The 20,337-nt window shown below is 66.4% G+C and carries 11 protein-coding genes; 6 read left to right on the plus strand and 5 right to left on the minus strand.

Annotated elements, in window-relative coordinates:
• Positions 1–516: 516 nt before the first annotated feature.
• The gene (locus VVR85_RS08160; RefSeq protein ID WP_368520430.1) at positions 517–2,910 is read right to left on the minus strand and encodes a DUF262 domain-containing protein; all 2,394 of its coding nucleotides are present in this window, start codon (positions 2,908–2,910) and stop codon (positions 517–519) included.
• A gap of 513 nt (positions 2,911–3,423) precedes the next feature.
• On the opposite strand from VVR85_RS08160, the gene VVR85_RS08165 reads away from it, so the two are divergent.
• Positions 3,424–12,543 carry a fatty acid synthase subunit beta domain-containing protein gene (locus VVR85_RS08165; RefSeq protein WP_368520431.1) on the plus strand — a complete coding sequence of 3,040 codons (9,120 nt, stop codon included), beginning with the start codon at positions 3,424–3,426 and terminating at the stop codon, positions 12,541–12,543.
• A gap of 412 nt (positions 12,544–12,955) precedes the next feature.
• On the plus strand, positions 12,956–14,371 hold the full coding sequence (gene dcuC / locus VVR85_RS08170; protein ID WP_368520432.1) for a C4-dicarboxylate transporter DcuC: 1,416 nt from the start codon (positions 12,956–12,958) through the stop codon (positions 14,369–14,371).
• 36 nt (positions 14,372–14,407) lie between these two features.
• Here the strand turns inward: dcuC and VVR85_RS08175 are convergent, their stop codons facing one another.
• The gene (locus tag VVR85_RS08175; protein WP_368520433.1) at positions 14,408–15,565 is read right to left on the minus strand and encodes a YihY/virulence factor BrkB family protein; all 1,158 of its coding nucleotides are present in this window, start codon (positions 15,563–15,565) and stop codon (positions 14,408–14,410) included.
• 79 nt (positions 15,566–15,644) lie between these two features.
• On the opposite strand from VVR85_RS08175, the gene VVR85_RS08180 reads away from it, so the two are divergent.
• Complete coding sequence (locus VVR85_RS08180) at positions 15,645–16,139, plus strand: S-ribosylhomocysteine lyase (protein ID WP_368520434.1); 495 nt, start codon at positions 15,645–15,647, stop codon at positions 16,137–16,139.
• 30 nt (positions 16,140–16,169) lie between these two features.
• Here the strand turns inward: VVR85_RS08180 and VVR85_RS08185 are convergent, their stop codons facing one another.
• Entirely contained in the window at positions 16,170–17,276 is a 1,107-nt protein-coding gene (locus VVR85_RS08185; RefSeq protein WP_368520435.1) for a UDP-N-acetylmuramate dehydrogenase, read from the minus strand.
• 24 nt (positions 17,277–17,300) lie between these two features.
• Between VVR85_RS08185 and VVR85_RS08190 the strand changes: the two genes are divergently transcribed.
• Genes VVR85_RS08190 through VVR85_RS08200 form a run of 3 tightly spaced genes read left to right on the plus strand, consistent with a single transcriptional unit; the run spans position 17,301 to position 19,475 of the window.
• On the plus strand, positions 17,301–17,792 hold the full coding sequence (locus VVR85_RS08190; RefSeq protein WP_368520436.1) for a DUF2505 domain-containing protein: 492 nt from the start codon (positions 17,301–17,303) through the stop codon (positions 17,790–17,792).
• 15 nt (positions 17,793–17,807) lie between these two features.
• Positions 17,808–18,614, plus strand: a complete 807-nt coding sequence (locus VVR85_RS08195) for a class I SAM-dependent methyltransferase (protein ID WP_368520437.1) — start codon at positions 17,808–17,810, stop codon at positions 18,612–18,614.
• A gap of 57 nt (positions 18,615–18,671) precedes the next feature.
• Positions 18,672–19,475: a DUF2993 domain-containing protein gene (locus VVR85_RS08200; protein WP_368520438.1), complete on the plus strand. Its 804-nt coding sequence runs from the start codon at positions 18,672–18,674 to the stop codon at positions 19,473–19,475.
• Here the strand turns inward: VVR85_RS08200 and VVR85_RS08205 are convergent.
• Positions 19,472–20,035, minus strand: coding sequence for a hypothetical protein (locus VVR85_RS08205; RefSeq protein WP_368520439.1), 564 nt, complete (start codon positions 20,033–20,035; stop codon positions 19,472–19,474). The genes VVR85_RS08200 and VVR85_RS08205 overlap by 4 nt on opposite strands.
• A 14-nt stretch (positions 20,036–20,049) precedes the next feature.
• Entirely contained in the window at positions 20,050–20,328 is a 279-nt protein-coding gene (locus tag VVR85_RS08210) for a DUF2516 family protein (protein WP_371259779.1), read from the minus strand.
• Between the last annotated feature and the right edge of the window lie 9 nt (positions 20,329–20,337).

Below are 20,337 nucleotides of genomic sequence, written 5' to 3' on the forward strand. Positions count from 1 at the left end.
TTAGGGGATTTTGTGGTTCAGTGCCGTTAGCTAGTACGTAGTTGCCTCCGGCGGACGATCCGTCACTCCCACAGGCAGCCAACCCAAGGGTCAGGGAACCGGCTGCCAGGGTGGCAATGATCTTCTTAACTGTCATAGGGGGGAGATACCTCCATGCTTTGGGTGCAACCCTGCCACTCGGGATAACAGCAACTGAGCTGCACCGGCATTTTCATGAGACTAACCTGTGATGAGGTTGCACTCTAAGCTACCGTGTGTAGCCAGTCATAGTGATCTGTTTCATGAAAATAGCGTAGAAAATTAGCAAAACCCGGCAAAGAGGCGTCTCAAGATATTCCAAAGCTCTGTGACGTGGATAAATACTTCCGCCCAATCAGCCAATAACCACCCCTGTTAAGGGGGTGATGCTAGCTCTAGGTCACAGTTTACGAGCTCTCTCCTGCTTAAAAACATCAGGGTTTTACCCCTGCACAGTTCGTAGCGAAGTTAGACGTTGACCCAGCGCAGCAATTAGACCTAATTAAATCGTTTCAGCTGCCTCAGCAATGCCGATACAGTGCCATTGACAACTGCGTTTCGGTATTGGCCCGAGAGCAGCTTGTCGACAGCAACCAACGACTGAAAAGCCGCCGCGATTTCCTCCGGCTCAAGCTCTGACTCAGTCGCTTCCGTGAGCAAATTCCCCGTATCCCGCATGGGTAGAGGCTCGGGAAAATGGCTTGCCATTGCGCCTTCAAGCCCAGCACGCAGGGGAGCAATATCCTCTTCGGTAGCGTCCGTCCCCTCTAGCGCTTCGAACTGCGGCAAGTATTTAATGACATCGGAGAAACACCCTTCTTCCTCAGCTTCTTCTTCCCTAGCGGGTTCCGGGCGCAGAGTGAATACCAATTCATCTGGGTCCAAATCGAGGTGGGCAAAAAGACTCCGCAGAATCGTCATTTTGTCGTGAGTGGAATTTCGAGTCGTCACCCACAGCTCAGGAACAATTTCTTCCTGATACCTATTGGCAGGTTTCGCCCCCGCAGTGAATCCGACTGAAGGTCCTGCCGCATACGCAAAGATGTCATCCCTTCTCTGCGTCACGAAGTGCTTAATCAGGGAACGCATCAGCTCCCTGTAGCTACTAACCGCCACAGACATCTCATCGAAATCGTAGGCAACGATTCTCCGGTTGCTAAAGTCCGTGTCCTCCCCCATGGGAATCTGCGGCAGGGGTTCCCGCTTCGGCTCGAATTCGCTCGAAGGCATCGGCCAGTACGTCAAAGCCTGTTCAACCAAGTCATCGGTACGGCGACGCATCTGTTCCACGCCCCATTCGTTTTCGGTCTTGACCAATCGATTGAGCCGGTAAGGCGAAGCGTTAAAGCCCTCCTCAACCGTCTTCTTCAATTGGAACGAATAGTTGGAGTATTCGGAGTTGTACCCAGTAACGGTCAGATTGCCGATACGGTGCAGCCAAGTCTGATGAATCTCTTCGGCCTCCGGCCCCAAGGATGCTCGCCACTCCTTTGTGAGCGTTTGCGGCATAATGTGCTCGACGGACAAGTCTCCTCTCTCAAGTGCGTTCGCAATGTCCACGGTGTCCTTAGAAAACCCATTTTCCAGGCATTCAAAGAGATACCGCCGGTTCTGAGCGCGGAAGTTGAAGAAGTTCTTAGTCTTGAATGCTTCAGCGAATCTCTCGTCATCCGGAAACTCGCCGGATGTATCTGCGCGCCGGTAGAGCAGGAATGCAATCACATCAGCGATGGAAGCCCCCCCATGTCGAATTCTTCGAGCCTCGCTGTACAGGGTGGCAAAGATCTTATTTAGAGCATTCGTCTGCAATCCCACCACAAGGCGCCGGAAAATGTAGGAATCGATGAGCTCTACAGTCTTAGCAAAGTCATCAGCGGAAATGGCACCTTCCCGATAGTCCGCCAACAGGGGCATCAACGCCGGCATGGCCACCTCGTGCGGGGCAAGATTTAATCGACGCAGCCTCTTGTCAGCGTAGGGGACCCCAGTCTGCGCGGAGTTGAGATCCCGGAAATACTCGGAATAGTCGCGCATTAAACGCAACGTTTCTTCTACTTCCCGCCCCTCATTCACCAAGAACTTCTTGAAAGCGTCATACAAGGCGTCAAAACGAGGCATCCTACGAGTACGAGACACCAAGTACAAACGAATAAAGGTATTCGTCTCGAACGAGACGTTATGCTCGATTCGGTTCCAAAAGTCCTCGTACAGGCGGTCTTGCACGTCCACGGGCTGCCCCATAAGGACCAAGTTACGGATCTTGTCCGCCTCGGTAAGACTCTTACCTGTTGAATTCAAGGACTCGAAGATTCGCTGCGGCTCATCGTGCGGTTCTAGATCGAGAATCATCGCCTGTAGACGCCCGATGGCTTCCCAGAGCTCATCGCCGTTTAATTCACCAGCTACGATCCGCTCCCGGAAATAGCGGTAGTTCGCGGTGGCGTTGGAGCGCTCATTAAACTCTTGCCCGGTCAGCAGCCGCCGGTAAGAATCCATGTCGTCTTTGACTGGCTTCAGTTTGAGCTTCGGTTCTGCGACAGTGGAGCCGGAGTTTTCTAGATAGTTACGCCGCAGTCTGTCGGCCAACTCTGGGTCTTCCGATTCGATTTCCTCAGCATCTAGCGAATCCACCAAAGCCAAGATAAGCAGGCTAACGGTCGTGATACGTTGCTGACCATCAATGATAACCCAACGAAATTTGGTCTCCGGGTTCCCCACGACTGCCCCGAAGAAATGTTTTAGACGCCCTTGTTTGATGACCTCAACAAGATCATCAAACAACCTCGAGCACTGTTCTTCACTCCAGTCATAATTGCGTTGGTAGACGGGGATAACAAGCTCCGTGTCGTTGCCGTCAAATATCCGAACAATGTCGTTTACGTCGCCTCTCATACTCGCCAATTATGCCTGAACCTAAGCAGGCGGCGGATCAAATGTCTCCCTGCGACCAACACCAGTAGGCAAATGGCTTTCGCTTGATACCCCCGATCACGCAAAAGACCTCCTATAACTCGGCCATCTGCGCATCGCAAGGCCTTTGGCTTGCCGTCGGAGACTTTCAGCAAGAAACTCGCAACCTAATATTCACGTTATCTAGATAACTACTTAGTTTCGACGCCTGGGCGCTGCCGCCGCACAGTAACTGGGCCCAGCGAAACCGCTCCCGGCAGATTCGCGTCCGCGCCCGGCGGATTCGGCGCCGGCCGCGCGAGGAAGTCACCCGCCCCCAAAATATGAGTAATTACTCACATTTCGCGCGTGGCGGTACGTCTGCGGCTGTGGGATGGGTTACTGTGTCTAGACCGCATTGATTTCCTATTGCTAACAACATCGTTCCCAGCAACAGGAGAAGTTGGTGCCACACAAGTTGTTGCCAAATCCAGAAAAATCGAGGTAGACACCTATATGTCTTTGACTCCCTTGTTGACGTTAAACGCCGCTGAGACCTCACCGGCCCTCCTTTTCGCCGGCCAAGGTTCCCCCTGGCAAGAGGCAGTGGCCGCCGCCGGAGCGAGCCCGCAGGCGGAGCAGTTGACCGGGTTGCTCGCCCAGGTGCGCGTGGCCGCCGGCCCGGTGGCCCGGACCATCGCCTCCACCTGCCCGGGTGTGTTCGAGCGCCTGGAGTCCCTGCTGCACAGCCCGGAGACCACCAGCGCGGAGGCCGCTGCCGCTGACAAGCCCGGCGCGCCGGCCGCCGAGGCCGTCGACGCGGACGCCTTCCCGGCCTACTCGGTACCGGGCATCGTCCTGGGCCAGATCGCCGCCGTGGGCCAGCTGCGCGACCTCGGCCTGAACGTGGACAAGGCGCAGACCGCCGGCCACTCGCAGGGATCCCTGGGCGCGGCCGCGGTGGAGACCCCGCAGGACGCCCTGCTGCTGGCCGTGCTCATGGGCACCGCCGCCGCCCAGGTCCACGGCGCCCACGACACCCGCAGCCACATGCTCTCCATCCGGGGCCTGAACCGCGCGCAGGTGGAACAGCACCTGGCCGGTGAGGCCGCCGTGGCGGTGGTCAACGGCCGCCGCCACTTCGTCATCGCGGGCACGCCGGAGGACCTGGCCGCCACGGAGACGGCCGTCACCACCGCGGCCGCCGCCTTCAACGAGCGCCTGGAGTCCCGCGAATTCGGCGGCGACGAGCTCGCCCCCGTCTTCGACTACCTGCCGGTGGCCCTGCCCTTCCATCACGCCAGCCTGGCCGGCGCCGTCGAACGCACCGTCGAATTCGCCGGCAAGTGCGGGCTCGACGAAGACTTCGCCCGCACGCTCGCCCAGCAGATCCTGGTCAACGAGCACGACTGGCCGGCCACCGTCGCCGCCCTGGACGCCGACTACCTGCTGAGCCTGGACAAGGGCCTGACCAAGCTGACCCAGCCGCTGGTGGCCGGCACCGGCGTGGCCATCGTGGACACCACCACCGCCGCCGCCCGCAACGCGCTGGCCACCCCGGGCAGCGAGCTGCCGGAGGGCACGGACTACTCCGAGTTCGCCCCACGCCTGGTGCGCCTGCCGGACGGCGGCGTCTACACCCAGACGCGCTTTTCCGCCGCCACGGGCCTGTCGCCCATCATGCTAGGCGGGATGACGCCGACCTCGGCGGACGCGGACATCGTCGCCGCGGCCGCCAACGCCGGCCACTGGACCGAGCTGGCCGGCGGCGGCATGTACTCGGATGAGGTCTTCACCGAGCACCGCAAGAACCTGGAGGCGCAGCTCAAGCCGGGCCGCACCGCCCAGTTCAACACCATGTTCTTCGACCGCTTCCTGTGGAACCTGCAGTTCGGCCAGGCGCGCATCGTGCCGAAGGCCCGCGCGGCCGGCGCCCCGTTTAACGGCGTGTGCGTTTCCGCCGGCATCCCGGAGGTCGACGAGGCCACGGCCCTGCTCGACCAGCTGCACGCGGACGGCTTCCCCTTCGTCTCCTTCAAGCCGGGCACGGCCCGCCAGATCCAGGACACCTTGAAGATCGCCGCCGCCAACCCGGACTCGGTCATCCTCATGCAGGTCGAGGACGGCCACGCCGGCGGCCACCACTCCTGGGTCAACCTGGACGACATGCTGCTGGCCACCTACGCCGATATCCGCGCCCACCGCAACGTGCTGCTGGCCGTCGGCGGCGGCATCTCCTCCCCGGAGCGCGCCGCGACCTACCTGACCGGTTCTTGGTCCACCGACTACGACCTGCCGGCCATGCCCGTCGATGCCGTCTTCATCGGCACCGTCGCCATGGCCACTAAGGAGGCCAAGGCCACCGACTCCGTCAAGCAGCTGCTAGTCGACACTCCGGGTGTCACCCCGAACGACAACGGCGGCTGGGTCGGCCGCGGCCAGGGCACCGGCGGCGTGGCCTCCTCCCAGTCCCACCTGCTGGCCGACATCCACGACCTGGACAACTCCTTCGCCAAGGCCTCCCGCCTTATCACCTCCCTGCCCATCGAGGACTACGGCGCCTGGCGCGAGGACATCATCGCCGCGCTCGCCAAGACCTCGAAGCCCTACTTCGGCGACGTGGAGACCATGACTTATGCCGAGTGGGTCAACCGCTTCGTCGAGCTGGCCCACCCCTTCGCCGATCCCAGCTGGGACGACCGCTTCCTCGACCTGCTCCACCGCATCGAGGCGCGCCTCAACGCCGCCGATCACGGCGAGATCGACACCCTTTTTGCCACCGTCGACGACGTCGCCGACGCCCCGGCCGCCGCCGCCCGGCTGCTGGAGGCCTACCCGGAGGCAAACGAGGTCCAGGTCTCGCCGCGCGATGCCGCCTGGTGGATCTCCCTGCACTACAAGCACGTCAAGCCCATGCCGTGGGTGCCCGCCATCGATGGCGATCTCAAGACTTGGTTCGGCAAGGACACCCTCTGGCAGGCCCAGGACGCCCGCTACACCGCCGACCAGGTCCGCATCATCCCCGGCCCGGTGGCCGTTGCTGGTATCACCAAACTCAACGAGCCCGTCGCCGAGCTGCTCGCCCGCTTCGAGCAGGGCACCACGCAGTCCCTGGAGACCGCGGGCCAGCAGCCGGTCGAGGCTTTCTCCCGCCTGGCCGACGCCCGCGATGCCGCCGCCTTCCTGCGCGCCGCTCCCACCCTGGTCTGGCACGGCCACCTGATGGCCAACCCCGCCTACGAGATGGACCCGGACGCCTACGACCTCATCCAGGACGAGGACGGCAACTGGTCCATCCGCATTACCGCGGACTCCTACTGGGACAACCTGCCGGAATACGAGCGCCCCTTCTACGTCCGCGAGGTCACCGTCCCGGTGGACCTGCCGGCAGACGTGGCCACCGGCGGCTCCCCGGTCGTCTCCGACGAGCGCCTGCCCGACTCCGTCTTCGCCCTCCTGTCCGGCCTGGCCGGCGTCGGCTCCACCGCCGAGCAGGGCGACGAAATCACCGAGATGCCCCAGATCGTGCCGGGCTCTATCACCGAGTCCACCCCCTTCGGCGTCGCCCACTATTCCTTCCACCTGCCGGCCTCCCTCCTGTCCGCCCACACCGCCGTGACCGGCGCGGCCCTGCCGGCTAACACCCCGGCCGAGGAGGCATCGGCCAGCCCCGCCGCCGGCACCCCGGACGTGCTGGTCGGGCCCTGCTGGCCGGCCATCTACACCGCCCTGGGCTCCGGGCAGCTGGAGGATGGCTACCCGGTCATCGAGGGCCTGCTCAACGCCGTCCACCTCAACCACGTCATCGACGTGCGCGTCCCGCTCGAGGAGCTGGCCGACCGCCGGCGCATTGACGTGACCTCCTGGTGCTCGGCCATTGAGGAGTCCAGCTCCGGGCGGATCGTCACCGTCGAGTTGGAGCTGCGCGACCACGCCAGCGGCGAGGTCGTGGCCACCCAGATGCAGCGCTTTGCCATCCGCGGCCGCGCCCACGGCCACAACCAGCCCAGCCCCGCCCCGGAGTGGGGCGGCGGCAAGTCCGCCGCCAAGGTGGAATCCACCCCGCGCTCCTTCCTGGACCGCGCCGTGGTCACCGCCCCGGCTGACATGACCCCCTTCGCGCTGGTCTCCGGCGACTACAACCCGATCCACACCTCCGCCAACGCCGCCGGCCTGGTCGGCCTGTCCGCCCCGCTGGTGCACGGCATGTGGCTGTCTGCCACCGCCCAGCACCTGGCCGGGCGCCAGGGCCGAGTGGTGGGCTGGACCTACTCCATGTTCGGGATGGTCCAGCTCAACGATGCCGTAGAGATCACCGTCGAGCGCGTCGGCCGCAAGGGCATCCACGCCGCCCTGGAGGTCACCTGCCGCATCGACGGCGAGGTCGTCTCCGTCGGCCAGGCCCTGCTGGCCCAGCCGCGCACCGCCTACGTCTACCCGGGCCAGGGCATCCAGGCCCCCGGCATGGGCCGCAGCGACCGCGACGCCTCCCCGGCCGCCCGCGAGATCTGGCGCCGCGCTGACCGGCACACCCGCGACCACCTCGGCTTCTCCATCCAGCAGATCATCGATGAGAACCCGACCGAGCTGGCCGTACGCGGCGAGGTCTTCCGCCACCCGCAGGGCGTGCTGCACCTGACCCAGTTCACCCAGGTCGCCCTGGCCGTGGTCGCCTACGCCCAGACCGAGCGCCTCCGCGAGGCCGACGCCCTGGCGTCCGGCTCCTACTACGCCGGCCACTCCCTGGGCGAGTACACCGCCCTGGCCTCGCTGGCCAACATCTTCGACCTCGAGGGCGTTATCGACATCGTCTACTCCCGCGGCTCCGCCATGGGCTCGCTGGTCCCGCGCGATGCAGAGGGCAACTCCAACTACGCCATGGCCGCGCTGCGCCCGAACATGGTGGGCATCCCGGCCGAGGACGTCGCCGACTACGTCGCCGGCGTGGCCGAAGCCACCGGCGAGTTCCTGGAGATCGTCAACTACAACATCGCCGGCCAGCAGTACTCCGTGGCCGGCACCAAGGCCGGCCTGGCCGCGCTGCTGGAAAAGACCAACGCCATCAAGGACCGTGCCGTGGTGATGGTGCCGGGCATCGACGTGCCCTTCCACTCCCGCGTGCTGCGCGACGGCGTGCCGGCGTTTGCCGACAAGCTGGACGAGCTCCTGCCGGAGCAGCTCGACCTGGACGCCCTGGTCGGCCGCTACGTGCCGAACCTGGTGGCCCGCCCGTTCGAGCTGACCCAGGACTTCGTCGACGCCGTCGCCCCGCTGGCGCCCTCCGGCCGCCTGGACGGCCTGCGCGTGGACGACATGGACGACAACCAGCTGGCCCGCCTGCTCATGATCGAGCTGCTGTCCTGGCAGTTCGCCTCCCCGGTGCGCTGGATCGAGACCCAGGAGCTGCTCTTCGGCCGCGTCGACCAGATCATCGAGGTCGGCCTGGCCAGCTCCCCGACGCTGACCAACCTGGCGCAGCGCTCCCTCGCCGTGGCCGGCCTCGAGCTGCCCGTCTACAACGTCGAGCGCGACCAGGACCAGGTCATGCTCTCCGACGTGCGCTCCGCCCCAGCCACCCCGGCGCCGGAGGAGGCCGCGGCCGCAGACTCGGACTCCACTGCTGAGCCGGCCACCGCCAAGCCGGCCGCGGCCCCCGCGCCTGCCCCGGCTCCGTCTACGCCTGCTGCCCCGGCTGCCCCGGCTGCAGGCGCCCCGGCGTCTGCCGCTCCGGAGCTTAACTTCGACGCGGCGCAGGCCATCATGGTGCTCTTTGCCTTCCAGAACAAGATCCGCCTGTCCCAGATCAATGACACGGACACCGTCGAGGAGCTGACCAACGGCGTGTCCTCGCGCCGCAACCAGCTGCTGATGGACATGTCGGCCGAGATCGGCGTGCCCGCCATCGACGGCGCCGCCGATGCCGACGTCGCCACCCTGCGCGAACGCGTCAACACCGCCGCGCCCGGCTACGCCGCCTTCGGCTCCGTGCTCACCGAGGCCATCGGCTCCCGCCTGCGCCAGCTCTTCGGCGCCGCCGGCCTGAAGCCGGCCTTCGTGGGCGAGTACGTCACCGGCACCTGGGGCCTGCCCGAGTCCTGGACCGCCTTCGTGGAGGCCGAGGTACTCCTGGGCACCCGCGCGGAGGACTCCGTGCGCGGCGGCAGCCTGGCCACCCTGCCGGATTCGGCCAGCTCCAAGTCCGCGGTCACCGACCTTCTGGACCAGGCCATCGAGGCCGTCGCAGCGGATTACTCCGTCACCGTCAGCAAGGGCGCGGCCAGCTCCGCGGCCGGCGGCGGCGTGGTGGACTCCGCCGCGCTGGAGGCCTACGCCGAGACCGTCACCGGCGAAAACGGCGTGCTGGCCACCGCCGCGCGCCAGGTGCTCGACCAGCTGGGACTTGCCCCGCAGGAGACCACGCCCGAGGCCCCGGACACCACGCTCATCGAGGCCGTCGAGGCCGAGCTCGGCTCCGGCTGGCTCAAGCTGGTCACCCCGTCCTTCGACGCCAACCGCGCCGTCCTCTTCGACGACCGCTGGGCCAGCGCCCGCGAGGATCTTGCCCGCATCGCCCTGGGCGAGACGGACGCGGCCGACACGGCGGACCAGGACACCGTCCGCTTTAGCGGGGCGGGCCAGACCGTCGCAGAGCAGGCCACCTGGTGGGCCGAGCACGGCGACCTGCCGGAGGCTGCCGAGCGGCGCCTGCGCGGCATCGCCAAGCTGGCGGGCCAGGACCCGGCCGGCGACTTTGCCGGCGAGGTCGCGCTGGTCACCGGCGCGGCGCCAGGCTCGATTGCCTCCGCCCTGGTGGAGGGCCTGCTGGCCGGGGGTGCCACGGTCATCATGACCGCCTCCCGGGTCAGCCAGTCCCGCAAGGAATTCGCCCGCAAGCTCTACGCCCGCCACGCCGCCCCAGGCGCGGCCCTGTGGCTGGTGCCGGCCAACCTGTCCAGCTTCCGCGACGTGGATTCGCTCATCGAGTGGATCGGCACCGAGCAGCGCGAGTCCGTGGGCAACGAGGTCAAGATCCTAAAGCCCGCGCTGACCCCGACGCTGGCCTTCCCCTTCGCCGCGCCTTCGGTTACCGGCTCGCTGGCCGATGCCGGCTCCGCCACCGAGAACCAAGCCCGCCTGCTGCTGTGGTCGCTGGAGCGCACCATCGCGGGCCTGAGCTCCCTGGCGCAGCAGGCCGTGGACACCCGCTGCCACGTCGTGCTGCCCGGCTCGCCGAACCGCGGCGTGTTCGGCGGCGACGGCGCCTACGGCGAGGTCAAGGCCGCCCTCGATGCCATCCTGGCCAAGTGGAGCGCCGAGGCCGGCTGGCCGGCCGGCGTCACCCTGGCGCAGGCGAAGATCGGCTGGGTGGCCGGCACCCACCTGATGGGCGGTAACGACGGCCTGGTGCCCGCCGCCGAGGCCGCCGGCATCCACGTCTGGTCCCCGCAGGAGATCTCCGCGCAGCTGCTGGACCTGGCCTCCGCCGACAACCGCGAGCGCGCCGCCCAGACCCCGGTCGAGCTCGACCTGACCGGCGGGCTGGAGGGCGTGTCCCTGCGCGAGCTGGCCGAAAACGCCGCCGCCCAGCCGGCGGCGACGGAGGAGGTAGCCGAAGCCCCCGCCACGATCACCGCCCTGCCCACCCCGGCGCGCCCGCAGCAGCCGGTGCTGGGCGCCACCCCGGACGAAGGCGTTGGCACAGTCACGACGGACCTGGATGACCTGGTGGTCATCGCCGGCGTGGGCGAGGTCAGCTCCTGGGGCTCGGGCCGCACCCGCTTCGAGGCCGAATACGGCCTGGACCGCGACGGCGGCGCCGAGCTGACCGCCGCGGGCGTGCTCGAGCTGGCCTGGATGACCGGGCTGATTTCCTGGTCGGAGGATCCGCACCCGGGCTGGTTCGACGCCGAGGGCAACGAGGTCGCCGAGGAGGAGATCTACTCCCGCTTCCGCGACGAGGTCGTCGCGCGCGCCGGCGTGCGCACGCTCAGCGACAAGTACCACCTGGTCGACCAGGGCTCCATCGATCTCACCGAGGTCTTCCTGGACCGCGACATCACCTTCACCGTGCCCGACGAGCAGTCCGCCCGCGACATCGCCACCGCCGACCCGGACTTCGTCCGCATTCAGCCGGCCGACGACGAGTGGGAGGTCACCCGCCTCAAGGGCGCCCGCGTGCAGGTGCCGCGCAAGGCCACGCTGACGCGCACCATCGCGGCCCAGATGCCGGACAACTTCGACGCCTCCCGCTGGGGCATTCCGGACCACATGCTGGACTCGCTGGACCGCATGGCGGTCTGGAACCTGGTCACGGCCGTCGATGCCTTCACCCAGGCCGGATTCAGCCCCACCGAGCTGCTCCAGGCCGTGCACCCGGGCCAGGTGGCCACGACGCAGGGCACCGGCATCGGCGGCATGGAGAGCCTGCACAAGGTCTTCGTCACCCGCTTCCTGGGAGGCGACCGGCCCAGCGACATCCTGCAGGAGGCGCTGCCGAACGTCATCGCGGCGCACACCATGCAGTCGCTGGTGGGCGGCTACGGCTCGATGATTCACCCCATCGGCGCCTGCGCCACCGCGGCCGTGTCCATCGAGGAGGGCGTGGACAAGATTGCCCTGGGTAAGGCCGACGTGGTCATCGCCGGCGGCATCGACGACGTGCAGGTCGAGTCCCTGACCGGCTTCGGCGACATGAACGCTACGGCGGAGACCGCGGCGATGCTGGACAAGGGCATCGACGGCCGGTTCATCTCCCGCGCCAACGACCGGCGCCGCGGCGGCTTCCTCGAGGGCGAGGGCGGCGGCACCGTCATCCTGGCCCGCGGCAGCCTGGCCGCCGAGCTCGGCCTGCCGGTCCACGCCGTGGTCGCGCACGCGGCCTCCTACGGCGACGGCGCGCACACCTCCATCCCGGCCCCGGGCCTGGGTGCGCTGGGTGCCGGCCGCGGCCGGGAGAACTCCCGCCTGGCCAAGTCGCTGCGCGGGCTGGGGCTTTCCCCCAACGACGTGAGCGTGCTGTCCAAGCACGACACCTCCACCAACGCCAACGACCCGAACGAGTCGGAGCTGCACTCCCTGCTCTGGCCGGCCATCGGCCGCGATGCCGACCAGCCGCTGTTCGTCATCTCGCAGAAGACCCTGACCGGCCACTCCAAGGCGGGCGCGGCCCTGTTCCAGACGGGCGGGCTCATCGACGTCTTCCGCACCGGCGTCCTGCCGGCGAACGTGTCGCTGGACTGCGTGGATCCGCTGATTGCGCCCAAGGCGAAGAACCTGGTCTGGCTGCGCAGCCCGCTGGATCTTGCCGGCGGCGGCCAGCCCGTCCGCGCGGCGGCGCTGACCTCCCTGGGCTTCGGCCACGTCGGCGCCCTGCTGGTCTACGCCCACCCCGGCGTCTTCTACGCCGCGGTGCGCCAACAGCGCGGCCAAGACGCCGCCGATGCCTGGCTAGCCCACGCCAACCAGCGCCTAGCCCGCGGGCACGCCCACTTCGAGGCCGGCATGCTGGGCCGCGCCCCGCTGTTCGAGATCATCGAGTCCCGCCGCCTGCCCGGCGAGTCCAAGCAGGCCGAGGCCGCCATGCTCCTGGACGAGAACGCCCGCCTCGGCGCGGACGGCTTCTACCCGGAGGCCTAGCGCTCTAGGCACTCCAGCCGCTCTAGGCGCCACCACGAGAGTTCCGGACAAGTTTTGCCCTCCGGGGCAGGGTTCCAGCCCTAAACTTGCCCGGAACTCTCTTTTCTTGCCGGGAAGCCCTGGGCAGCCTTAAACCGCCCTGAGGTGTCCCGGCCGCGGCCCAGCGACGGCAGTGCCCAAGCCTGCCGGCGCATCCAACGCACTCCCGGCGACCCCAATGCGAGTTCCGGACAAGTTTTGCGTTCCAGGACGGGCTCCCAGCCCCAAACTTGCCCGGAACTCTCGCTTTGACTTTTATAACGATTCTCATTTCTATTCCCATTTCGGGAGTGACCGGCCTGCGATGGTGATATCCTAAAACAGCAGTGGTTATAACAAGTCCTGTCTCTCTCCATCAGCGAAAGGGCTCCTTATGCTCTACCTGTTCATCTCCCTGCTTTCCATCGCCGCGGTGGCTTACCTCATTTACAAGAAGGTTCACGCAGCTTCTGCCATTTTCTTTACTGGCGTCATCCTCTTAATGCTCGCCGCTGCCACCGGCCGCGCCGAGTTCCGAGCCACCGAAATCGACCCCACCGGTAATTCCTTCTACGACCAGTTGCTCGTCGTGGAATCCCTGTTCAAGGAGCGCTTCTCCGGCATCGGTATGGCGATCATGGTGCTCTTCGGCTTCGTGTCTTATATGCGCCATATCGGCGCGGACGCGAAGACAGTCGTCGCGCTCTCCAGCCCGCTGCGCCGTTTTAAGGGCTCCTACTGGCTCGTGCCAGTCGGTTTCCTGATAGGTAACCTGCTCTCCCTGGTTATTCCCTCGGCCGCCTCCCTCTCGCTGCTCCTGGTAGCCACCCTGTTGCCGGCCCTCATCGCCGCGGGGCTGACTCCGCTCACCGTGGGCGCCATTGTGGTCACGTCTTCGACCATCATCCCTACCCCGCTAGAGGCCGGCCTCATCCAGGGCGCCGATCTCACCGACATGTCCGTCACTGAATTCGTTTACGGTTCGGTCGCCTGGGCCACCGTTCCGACGCTGGTCATTACAGCATTCATCCACGTGTGGTGGCAGCGCCGCTGTGACCTGAAGGAGGCCGCCGCGGATAAAGCCGCTACTGCCGACGATGCCGTCCCTACCGACGCCTCAGACCAGACCGCACGGGACGCCATCGAGCGCGCCGCAGGCCTACCGCGCTACTACGCCCTGCTGCCCCTGCTTCCGCTAGTGCTCATTCTTATTTCGGCTGCTCTAAACCGGCTGGGAGCCCTTCCTTTCGAGGCTGGCATTCTCCCTGTCACGGTGGTTTCCCTCCTCATCGCCATGGTGATTGAGTCTGCCCGACACCGCTCTATCAATGGCGCGCTCGACTCCGGCAAGTCTTTCTTCAAGGGGATGGGCGAAGGTGCGGCTGGCGTCGTGGCCCTGTTGGTCGCGGCCGCGGTGCTCATCGAGGGCATCACGCAAATGGGCGTCATCGACATGCTCATTAGCGCCACTGAAGGTTCGCGCGGCGCCGCCGTGGTCATCGTCCTCATCTTCGTGCTAGCCACCGCAGCGATGGCCGCGCTCACTGGGTCTGGTACTGCTCCCTACTTCGCCTTTTCTGAGGTCGTTCCCTCGCTGGCCGCCGACACGTCCATCCACGCCCCGCAGATGCTCACCGCAATCTGGGGCACCTCGAATCTGATGCGGCAAGCCTCCCCCGTCAACGCCGCGGTCATCATCGTCTCCGGCGCCATCAACGTCAACCCCGTCCGCCTGGTCAAGCGCACCGCCGTACCGATGGTCGCCGCAACGGTGCTCAACACCTTGTTCGCGTTCCTGCTGATCGGCTAGCAGGCGCTGGCCCTATACCCCGGGGCTGGCGACTGCCTAGGACTCGTCCGGAGTTTCGGGGCTGTCGGCCTCGGCGGCGTCGCGGATGTCTCCGGAGCGGGCCCAGAGGTCTTCCTGGGCGGCGAGTTGGGCGCGGGCGGCGGTGTCGTCGCGCGGGGCGGCCTGGATGTGTTGCTCCGAGTGCAGGCCCAGCTGCAGTTCCTTGGCGCGCAGGATCTCGGCGTCGATCTTGATGCCCACGATGAGCACCGTGTTCATGATCCAGATCGCGGCGAACAGGGCCATGACGGTACTGATGGCGCCGTAGGCGCTCATGCTGGCCACGTACTGCACGAACAGGCCGAAGGCGAACCAGACCAGGCCGTTGACCCCGACAGCGACGATGGAGCCCAGGGTCAGCCAGCGGAAGCGCTCGGGACGCACGTTGGGCGCGTAGTGGTAGAGCACCGCCACCAGGGTCAGGACCACCAGCAGCGTGATGGGGAAACGCAGCCAGTTCCACACCGGCAGGAAGATGCTGATGAGGAATTCGGCGGCCTCTTGGAGTCCGAGCTGGTCGGCGACGGGCTGGATGGCGCCGGTGACGATGGTATCGCGCAGCAGGTTGGCAAAAAGCACGATGACCGCGCCGATGACCAGCACCACCGTCAGGCCCCACATCAGCGACCAGGTGCGGATGAGGCTGCGGCCCTCCATCCGGCCGTAGACCAGGTTCGCGGTCCGCGAGAAGGCCCGCACGTAGGCGGAGGCGGAAAACAGGGAGATGAGCACCGAGATCACCAGCGCCAGGGTGCCTTCGGCCGTCGAGCCGATGATGGAGCCGACGATGGAATTGGCCTGTTCCTCGAAGGTCTGCGGCAGGTACTGGTCGATGAATTCCGAGGTCAGCCGCAGAACTTCTTCTTTGCGGCTGGCAAACAGCAGCGTGGCGATGGAATAGGCCGCCAGCACCGTCGGGGCAAAGGCCATGAGGGTGAAGTAGGTCATCGCGGCGGCGCGGTCCAAAAAGCCGTCGTGGAAGAAGTCGCGCCAGGTGCGCCGGACGACTAACGCCCAGCTGTCCTTGCGCAGCCGGTTGCTGCGGGCTAAAGGATCGGCGTCCTCCGAGTGGCCGGCCACGCGCAGGACGTCGGAGCCGTCCATGGGGACGACGGTCTCCACGGGTACAGCGTCCGCCGGTTCGTGCTTAGTCACAGCTATAGACCTTAAAGCACCCGCTGGGTGCGCAAGAAATGGACACCCTCCCCGGCGGGGTGTCGTTAGACTGGGAGGTATGACTGAGAAGAACAACGCTTCCGAAAAGACCCCGTCGAACGTCGAATCCTTCGAGCTGGACCACCGCCTGGTGGCCGCGCCGTATGTGCGCGTGGCCGGCAAGACGGATCTGGGCGATGGCAAGGAGGTCATCAAGTACGACCTGCGCTTCTGCCAGCCCAACAAGGAGCACCTGGATCCGAAGGCCATGCACTCCATCGAGCACATGATGGCCCAGTTCATGCGCAATTACACCGACAAGCTCATCGGCTTTGCCCCGATGGGCTGCCTGACCGGCTTTTACGCCATCACCAACGGCATGGGCCGCGAGGAGCTGCTGCGCGCGCTCGAGGGCGGGCTCAACGACATCCTGAACGCCACCGAGGTCCCCGCCGCCAACGAGGTCCAGTGCGGCTGGGGCGCTAACCACTCCCTCGAGGGCGCGCAGGAAGCCGCCCGCGCCTTCCTGGACAAGAAGGACGAGTGGGACCAGGTCATGGCCGAGGACAAATAGCTAGAGGACAAGCAGCCCGAGGACAAGCAGCTAGATACTCACGCCCAGCCAGACCGGCTCGGGCACCAGCTCCACGCCGAAGGCCTTCTTTACCCCGGCGCGGATGTCGCGGGCGAGCCGAACGATGTCGTCCGCGCTGGCCCCGCCCCGGTTGGTCAGCGCCAGCGTGTGCTTGGTAGACAGGGTGGCGGCCCCGTGGCCGGGGTAGCCCTTGTCGAAGCCGGCGCGCTGGATGAGCCACGCGGCACTCAGTTTCTCCTGGGTGCCGCTCTCGCCGTTTCCAACAGAAGCACCACCAGAAACAACATGGCGCGGCATGGAGTCCTCGCCGGTGGCGGCCTGGATGGAATCGGCGACGGCGCTGGGCACGATGGGGTTGGTGAAAAAGGAGCCGGCGGACCAGGTGTCGTGGTCGCTGGCGTCTAGGACCATGCCCTTGCCGCGGCGCAGGCTGAGCACCTGCTCGCGTACGTCGGCGACGGGGCGCTGCTCGCCCGGGGTGTCGGTGAGCTGGCCGAAGCGCAGCGGCCGGGAGAGCCCGTCGGTGGTCAGCTGCAGCTCGATTTCCAGCACGACGGCGCGGCCGGTGAACTTCAGGTTGGAGTAGCGATAGGCCAGTTCCAGGTCACTGGCCGGCACCCACTCGGTCTGTCCACTCTCCCGGTGGTAGAGCTTGACCTGGGTGAGCACGTCGGAAATCTCCGCCCCGTAGGCGCCGACGTTTTGCACCGGCACGGCGCCCGCGTTGCCCGGGATGCCGGACAGGCACTCGATGCCGCCCAGGCCCGCCTGGACGGTGGCAGCCACCACGGCGTCCCAGTTGGCGCCGGCTTGGGCGCGGACGATGCCGGTCTCGGCATCGATGGCCACGGCGTCAAAGTCGAGCAGCACGGCGACGTAGTCGAGCTGGCCCTCGGCGACGACCAGGTTGGAGCCGCCGCCGACGATGACTAGGGGCGCGCGGGAGGCATCGATAGCAGCGATGGCTTGGGCAGCTGCTTCGGGGGTCGCGGCGCGCACACAGGCCCGCGGGGAGCCGCCGATGCGCAAGGTGATCAGATCCGCGAACGTCACCTGTGGATCGAGCTCCACCCCGTCAATTTCATTCAGCTGCTGGGTCAATAATTCTTTCGGCACGTTATCCACGGTAGTCTGTATACCATGTCAACTCGTAGCGAAAACACCGTGACTATCAATCAGCCCATCGAGAAGGTGCACGAAGCTCTGCGTACCGAGGCTTACTGGGAGTACGTGGTAGCCAACCTGTCGCCGGATCCGGGCCAGGTGCACGACTTCACCAACGACACCGCGATCCTGTACGAGATCCTGCCGACCACCCTGCTGCCGGAGGCCGTGCGCGCCATGGTTTCCCAGGACCTGAAGGTCAAGCGCGTGTTCACCACCTCTGACCTGGACGGCAACGCGGCCGATGCCAACTACACCGCCGACGTCAAGGGCACCCCGGTGGACTTCAAGGGCGAGATCAAGCTGACCGGCGAGGGCGAGACCACCACCCTGGCCTACACCAACGAGATCTCCGTCAACATCCCGATGATGGGTGCTGCCATCGAGCCCAAGGTGGGCGAGGCTCTCGAGGAGCTGTTCAACAACGAGGGCGCCCTGACCGACAAGTGGATCACCGACAACCTCTAAACGCTTGCTCCTTAAATGGCCGACCACGCGCATAACCTGAAGGCTAACCCCAGCGCGGGTCGGCCTTTTGGCGTCATTACCCGCGGCACCACCGCGGTCAACCGACTGCGGCGCTGCGACCGGTGGATGCACGCCCACCCGGACATCACCTCGCTGCTGCGCAGCCACCCGGTCCCGCACGCCATCGACGTCGGCTACGGTGCCTCCCACACCACCACCGTGGAATGGGCGCGCTGGCTGCGCCGGATCAACCCGCACACGCGGGTCACGGGGCTGGAGGTCAACCCGGAGCGGGTCCTGCCGCCGCGCGACGGCGTGGAATTCGAGCTCGGCGGCTTCGAGCTGGCCGGCTACCGCCCGCACCTGGTGCGCGCCTTCAACGTGCTGCGCCAGTACGACGTCGACCAGGTTCCGGAGGCCTGGGAGACGGTCTGCGCGCGGCTGGCCCCGGGCGGGGTCTTCGTGGAGGGCACCTGCGACGAGCTGGGCCGCCGCGCCACCTGGATCCTGCTGGACGCTGCCGGCCCGCAGACGCTGACCCTGGCGTGGGATCCCTTCGACGTGGAGCAGCCCTCCCAGCTCGCCGAGCGCCTGCCGAAGGCGCTCATCCACCGCAACGTGCCGGGCGAGGGCATCTACGAGCTGCTTTCGGCCGCGGATCGCGCCTGGGATCACTGCGCCGGCTGGGCGCCGCACGGCCCGCGCGTGCGCTGGCGGATGGCCCAGGCCCTGCTTCGCGATGCCGGCCTGCCCATCGCGCCCTCCCGCCGCCGGCTGCGCGACAACCAGCTGACCGTGGACTGGGAATTCGTCGCCCCCTAGGGCGATTTTTGCGCCCCGCATTGCCGAAGCCCACCGTTATGGGCGAAACTGGTGTGCATGGCTCAAAAGAAATCTGCCGCATCGACGGCTTGGAAGATCATCGTCGGGGTGCTCGTCGCCCTCCTGGTTCTCGTCCTCGTGGCCGAGTTCGGCCTGCGCTGGGTCGTCGGCGACAGGATGAAGACGCAGCTGCGCGAGAACGCCGAGGCCGACGGCGTGGTGATGCAGGAAGATCCTTCCGTGAACTTCGGCGCCAGCCCGCTGGTCATCGGCGTGCTCAGCGGCACCATCGGGCAGATCAACATGGACGTGCCCTCCACGCTGGACATCTCGGACGCGGGCATCAAGGGCCAGCCCGCCGCGCAGCTCGAGGTCACCGACCTGGAGATGAACTCCGAGACCGCCGGGCACCTGGTGGCCACCACCACCCTGCCCGACGAGTTCCTGCTCAAGACCTTCCAAGACAGCCTGCGCGAGCAGTCCGGCCTGGACATGCTGGGCGATATCGTGGTCACCGACATCACCTCCAAGGACGCCGAGAACGTCCTCGAGGTGCAGCTGGGCGGCGGGCTGGCCACCCTGTCGCTGACCCCGCACGCCGCCGACGGCAACCTGAAGATCGAGGCCACCAAGTCCACCCTCTTCGGCATGGAGCTGCCCGCGGAGGTCACCCAGCAGATCACCCAGTCGCTCTCCGACGGCCTGTCCGATCAGATGGCCGGCAACGCGCTAGCCATCGAGGACGTGCAGGTCCAGGAGGGCACGCTGAAGATCACCGTGGCCGGGGATAACGTCAAGCTCTCCGAGGCGCAGAACGCCGCCGGCGGGGCCGCCAACGAGCAGGAACAGCAGCCGGCCTAAGGCGCGGCGATGGCCACGCGGCCGGCGGCCAGCGCGTCTACCTGCTGCGCGGTATCCAAGGGGGCATCCGCCCAGTAGACCTGCTCGAGGCGGGTCGTCTCTGACCCCTCCTGGTCGCCGCGGGTGATGGCGCGCTGGTAGCCGGCCTTCTCGGCCGTCTCGAGCACCGTGTCGAGCACGGTAGCGTCGGCGGCGGCATCGGCAGCCGGGAGGATGACGCCCAGCACGACCGGGTCGGGGCAGGCCTCACGGACCGTGACCAGATCGGTGAGCAGGGCGTTGGGGTCGTTCAAGGTGGCATCGACTGCCACCCAGATTTCGGCGGCGCCGTTCTGGACCGCCAGGCGGGCCTCCGTGGCCTTAATGAGGCTGTGGTGCCTACCGGTGGGAAAGCCCGCGACGGCCGCCACGTGGCCGGCGGCGGCCTGCGGCAGGTGGTGCGGGCTCAGCAGCACGGGGCCGGCGGATTCCCGCAGGGCGCGCTCCACCTGCGGCCGGGACGCGCGGGTCAGATCGCGGAAGACCCGCTGGGCGAGCCACTCGGCATCGTTGAGCGACATAGCGGCACTAAAGCCTAGTAGCGGTAGTCGCCGTTGATGAGGGCGCGCAGCTGCGGGCGCACGTCGAACCAGTAGACGCCCACGCAGACCGCCGCGATCCACTTCAGGAAGGGCAGGTTCAGCAGCAGTGCCAGGGCCGAGCCGGCCATGATCGCAACCCACGTCATCTTGGACTGGCGGTCCCCGGCCGTGAACGCGTCCTCCCGGGTGTTGGCGGCCATCACGGCGCCCACGATGGCGGCGATGGCCACGCCCCAGAACAGCACCATCTCGATCGCGGTCAGTACGAAAATAACGGGATT

The sequence above is a fragment of the Corynebacterium sp. LK2590 genome, from assembly GCF_040946105.1.
Classification (GTDB): domain Bacteria; phylum Actinomycetota; class Actinomycetes; order Mycobacteriales; family Mycobacteriaceae; genus Corynebacterium.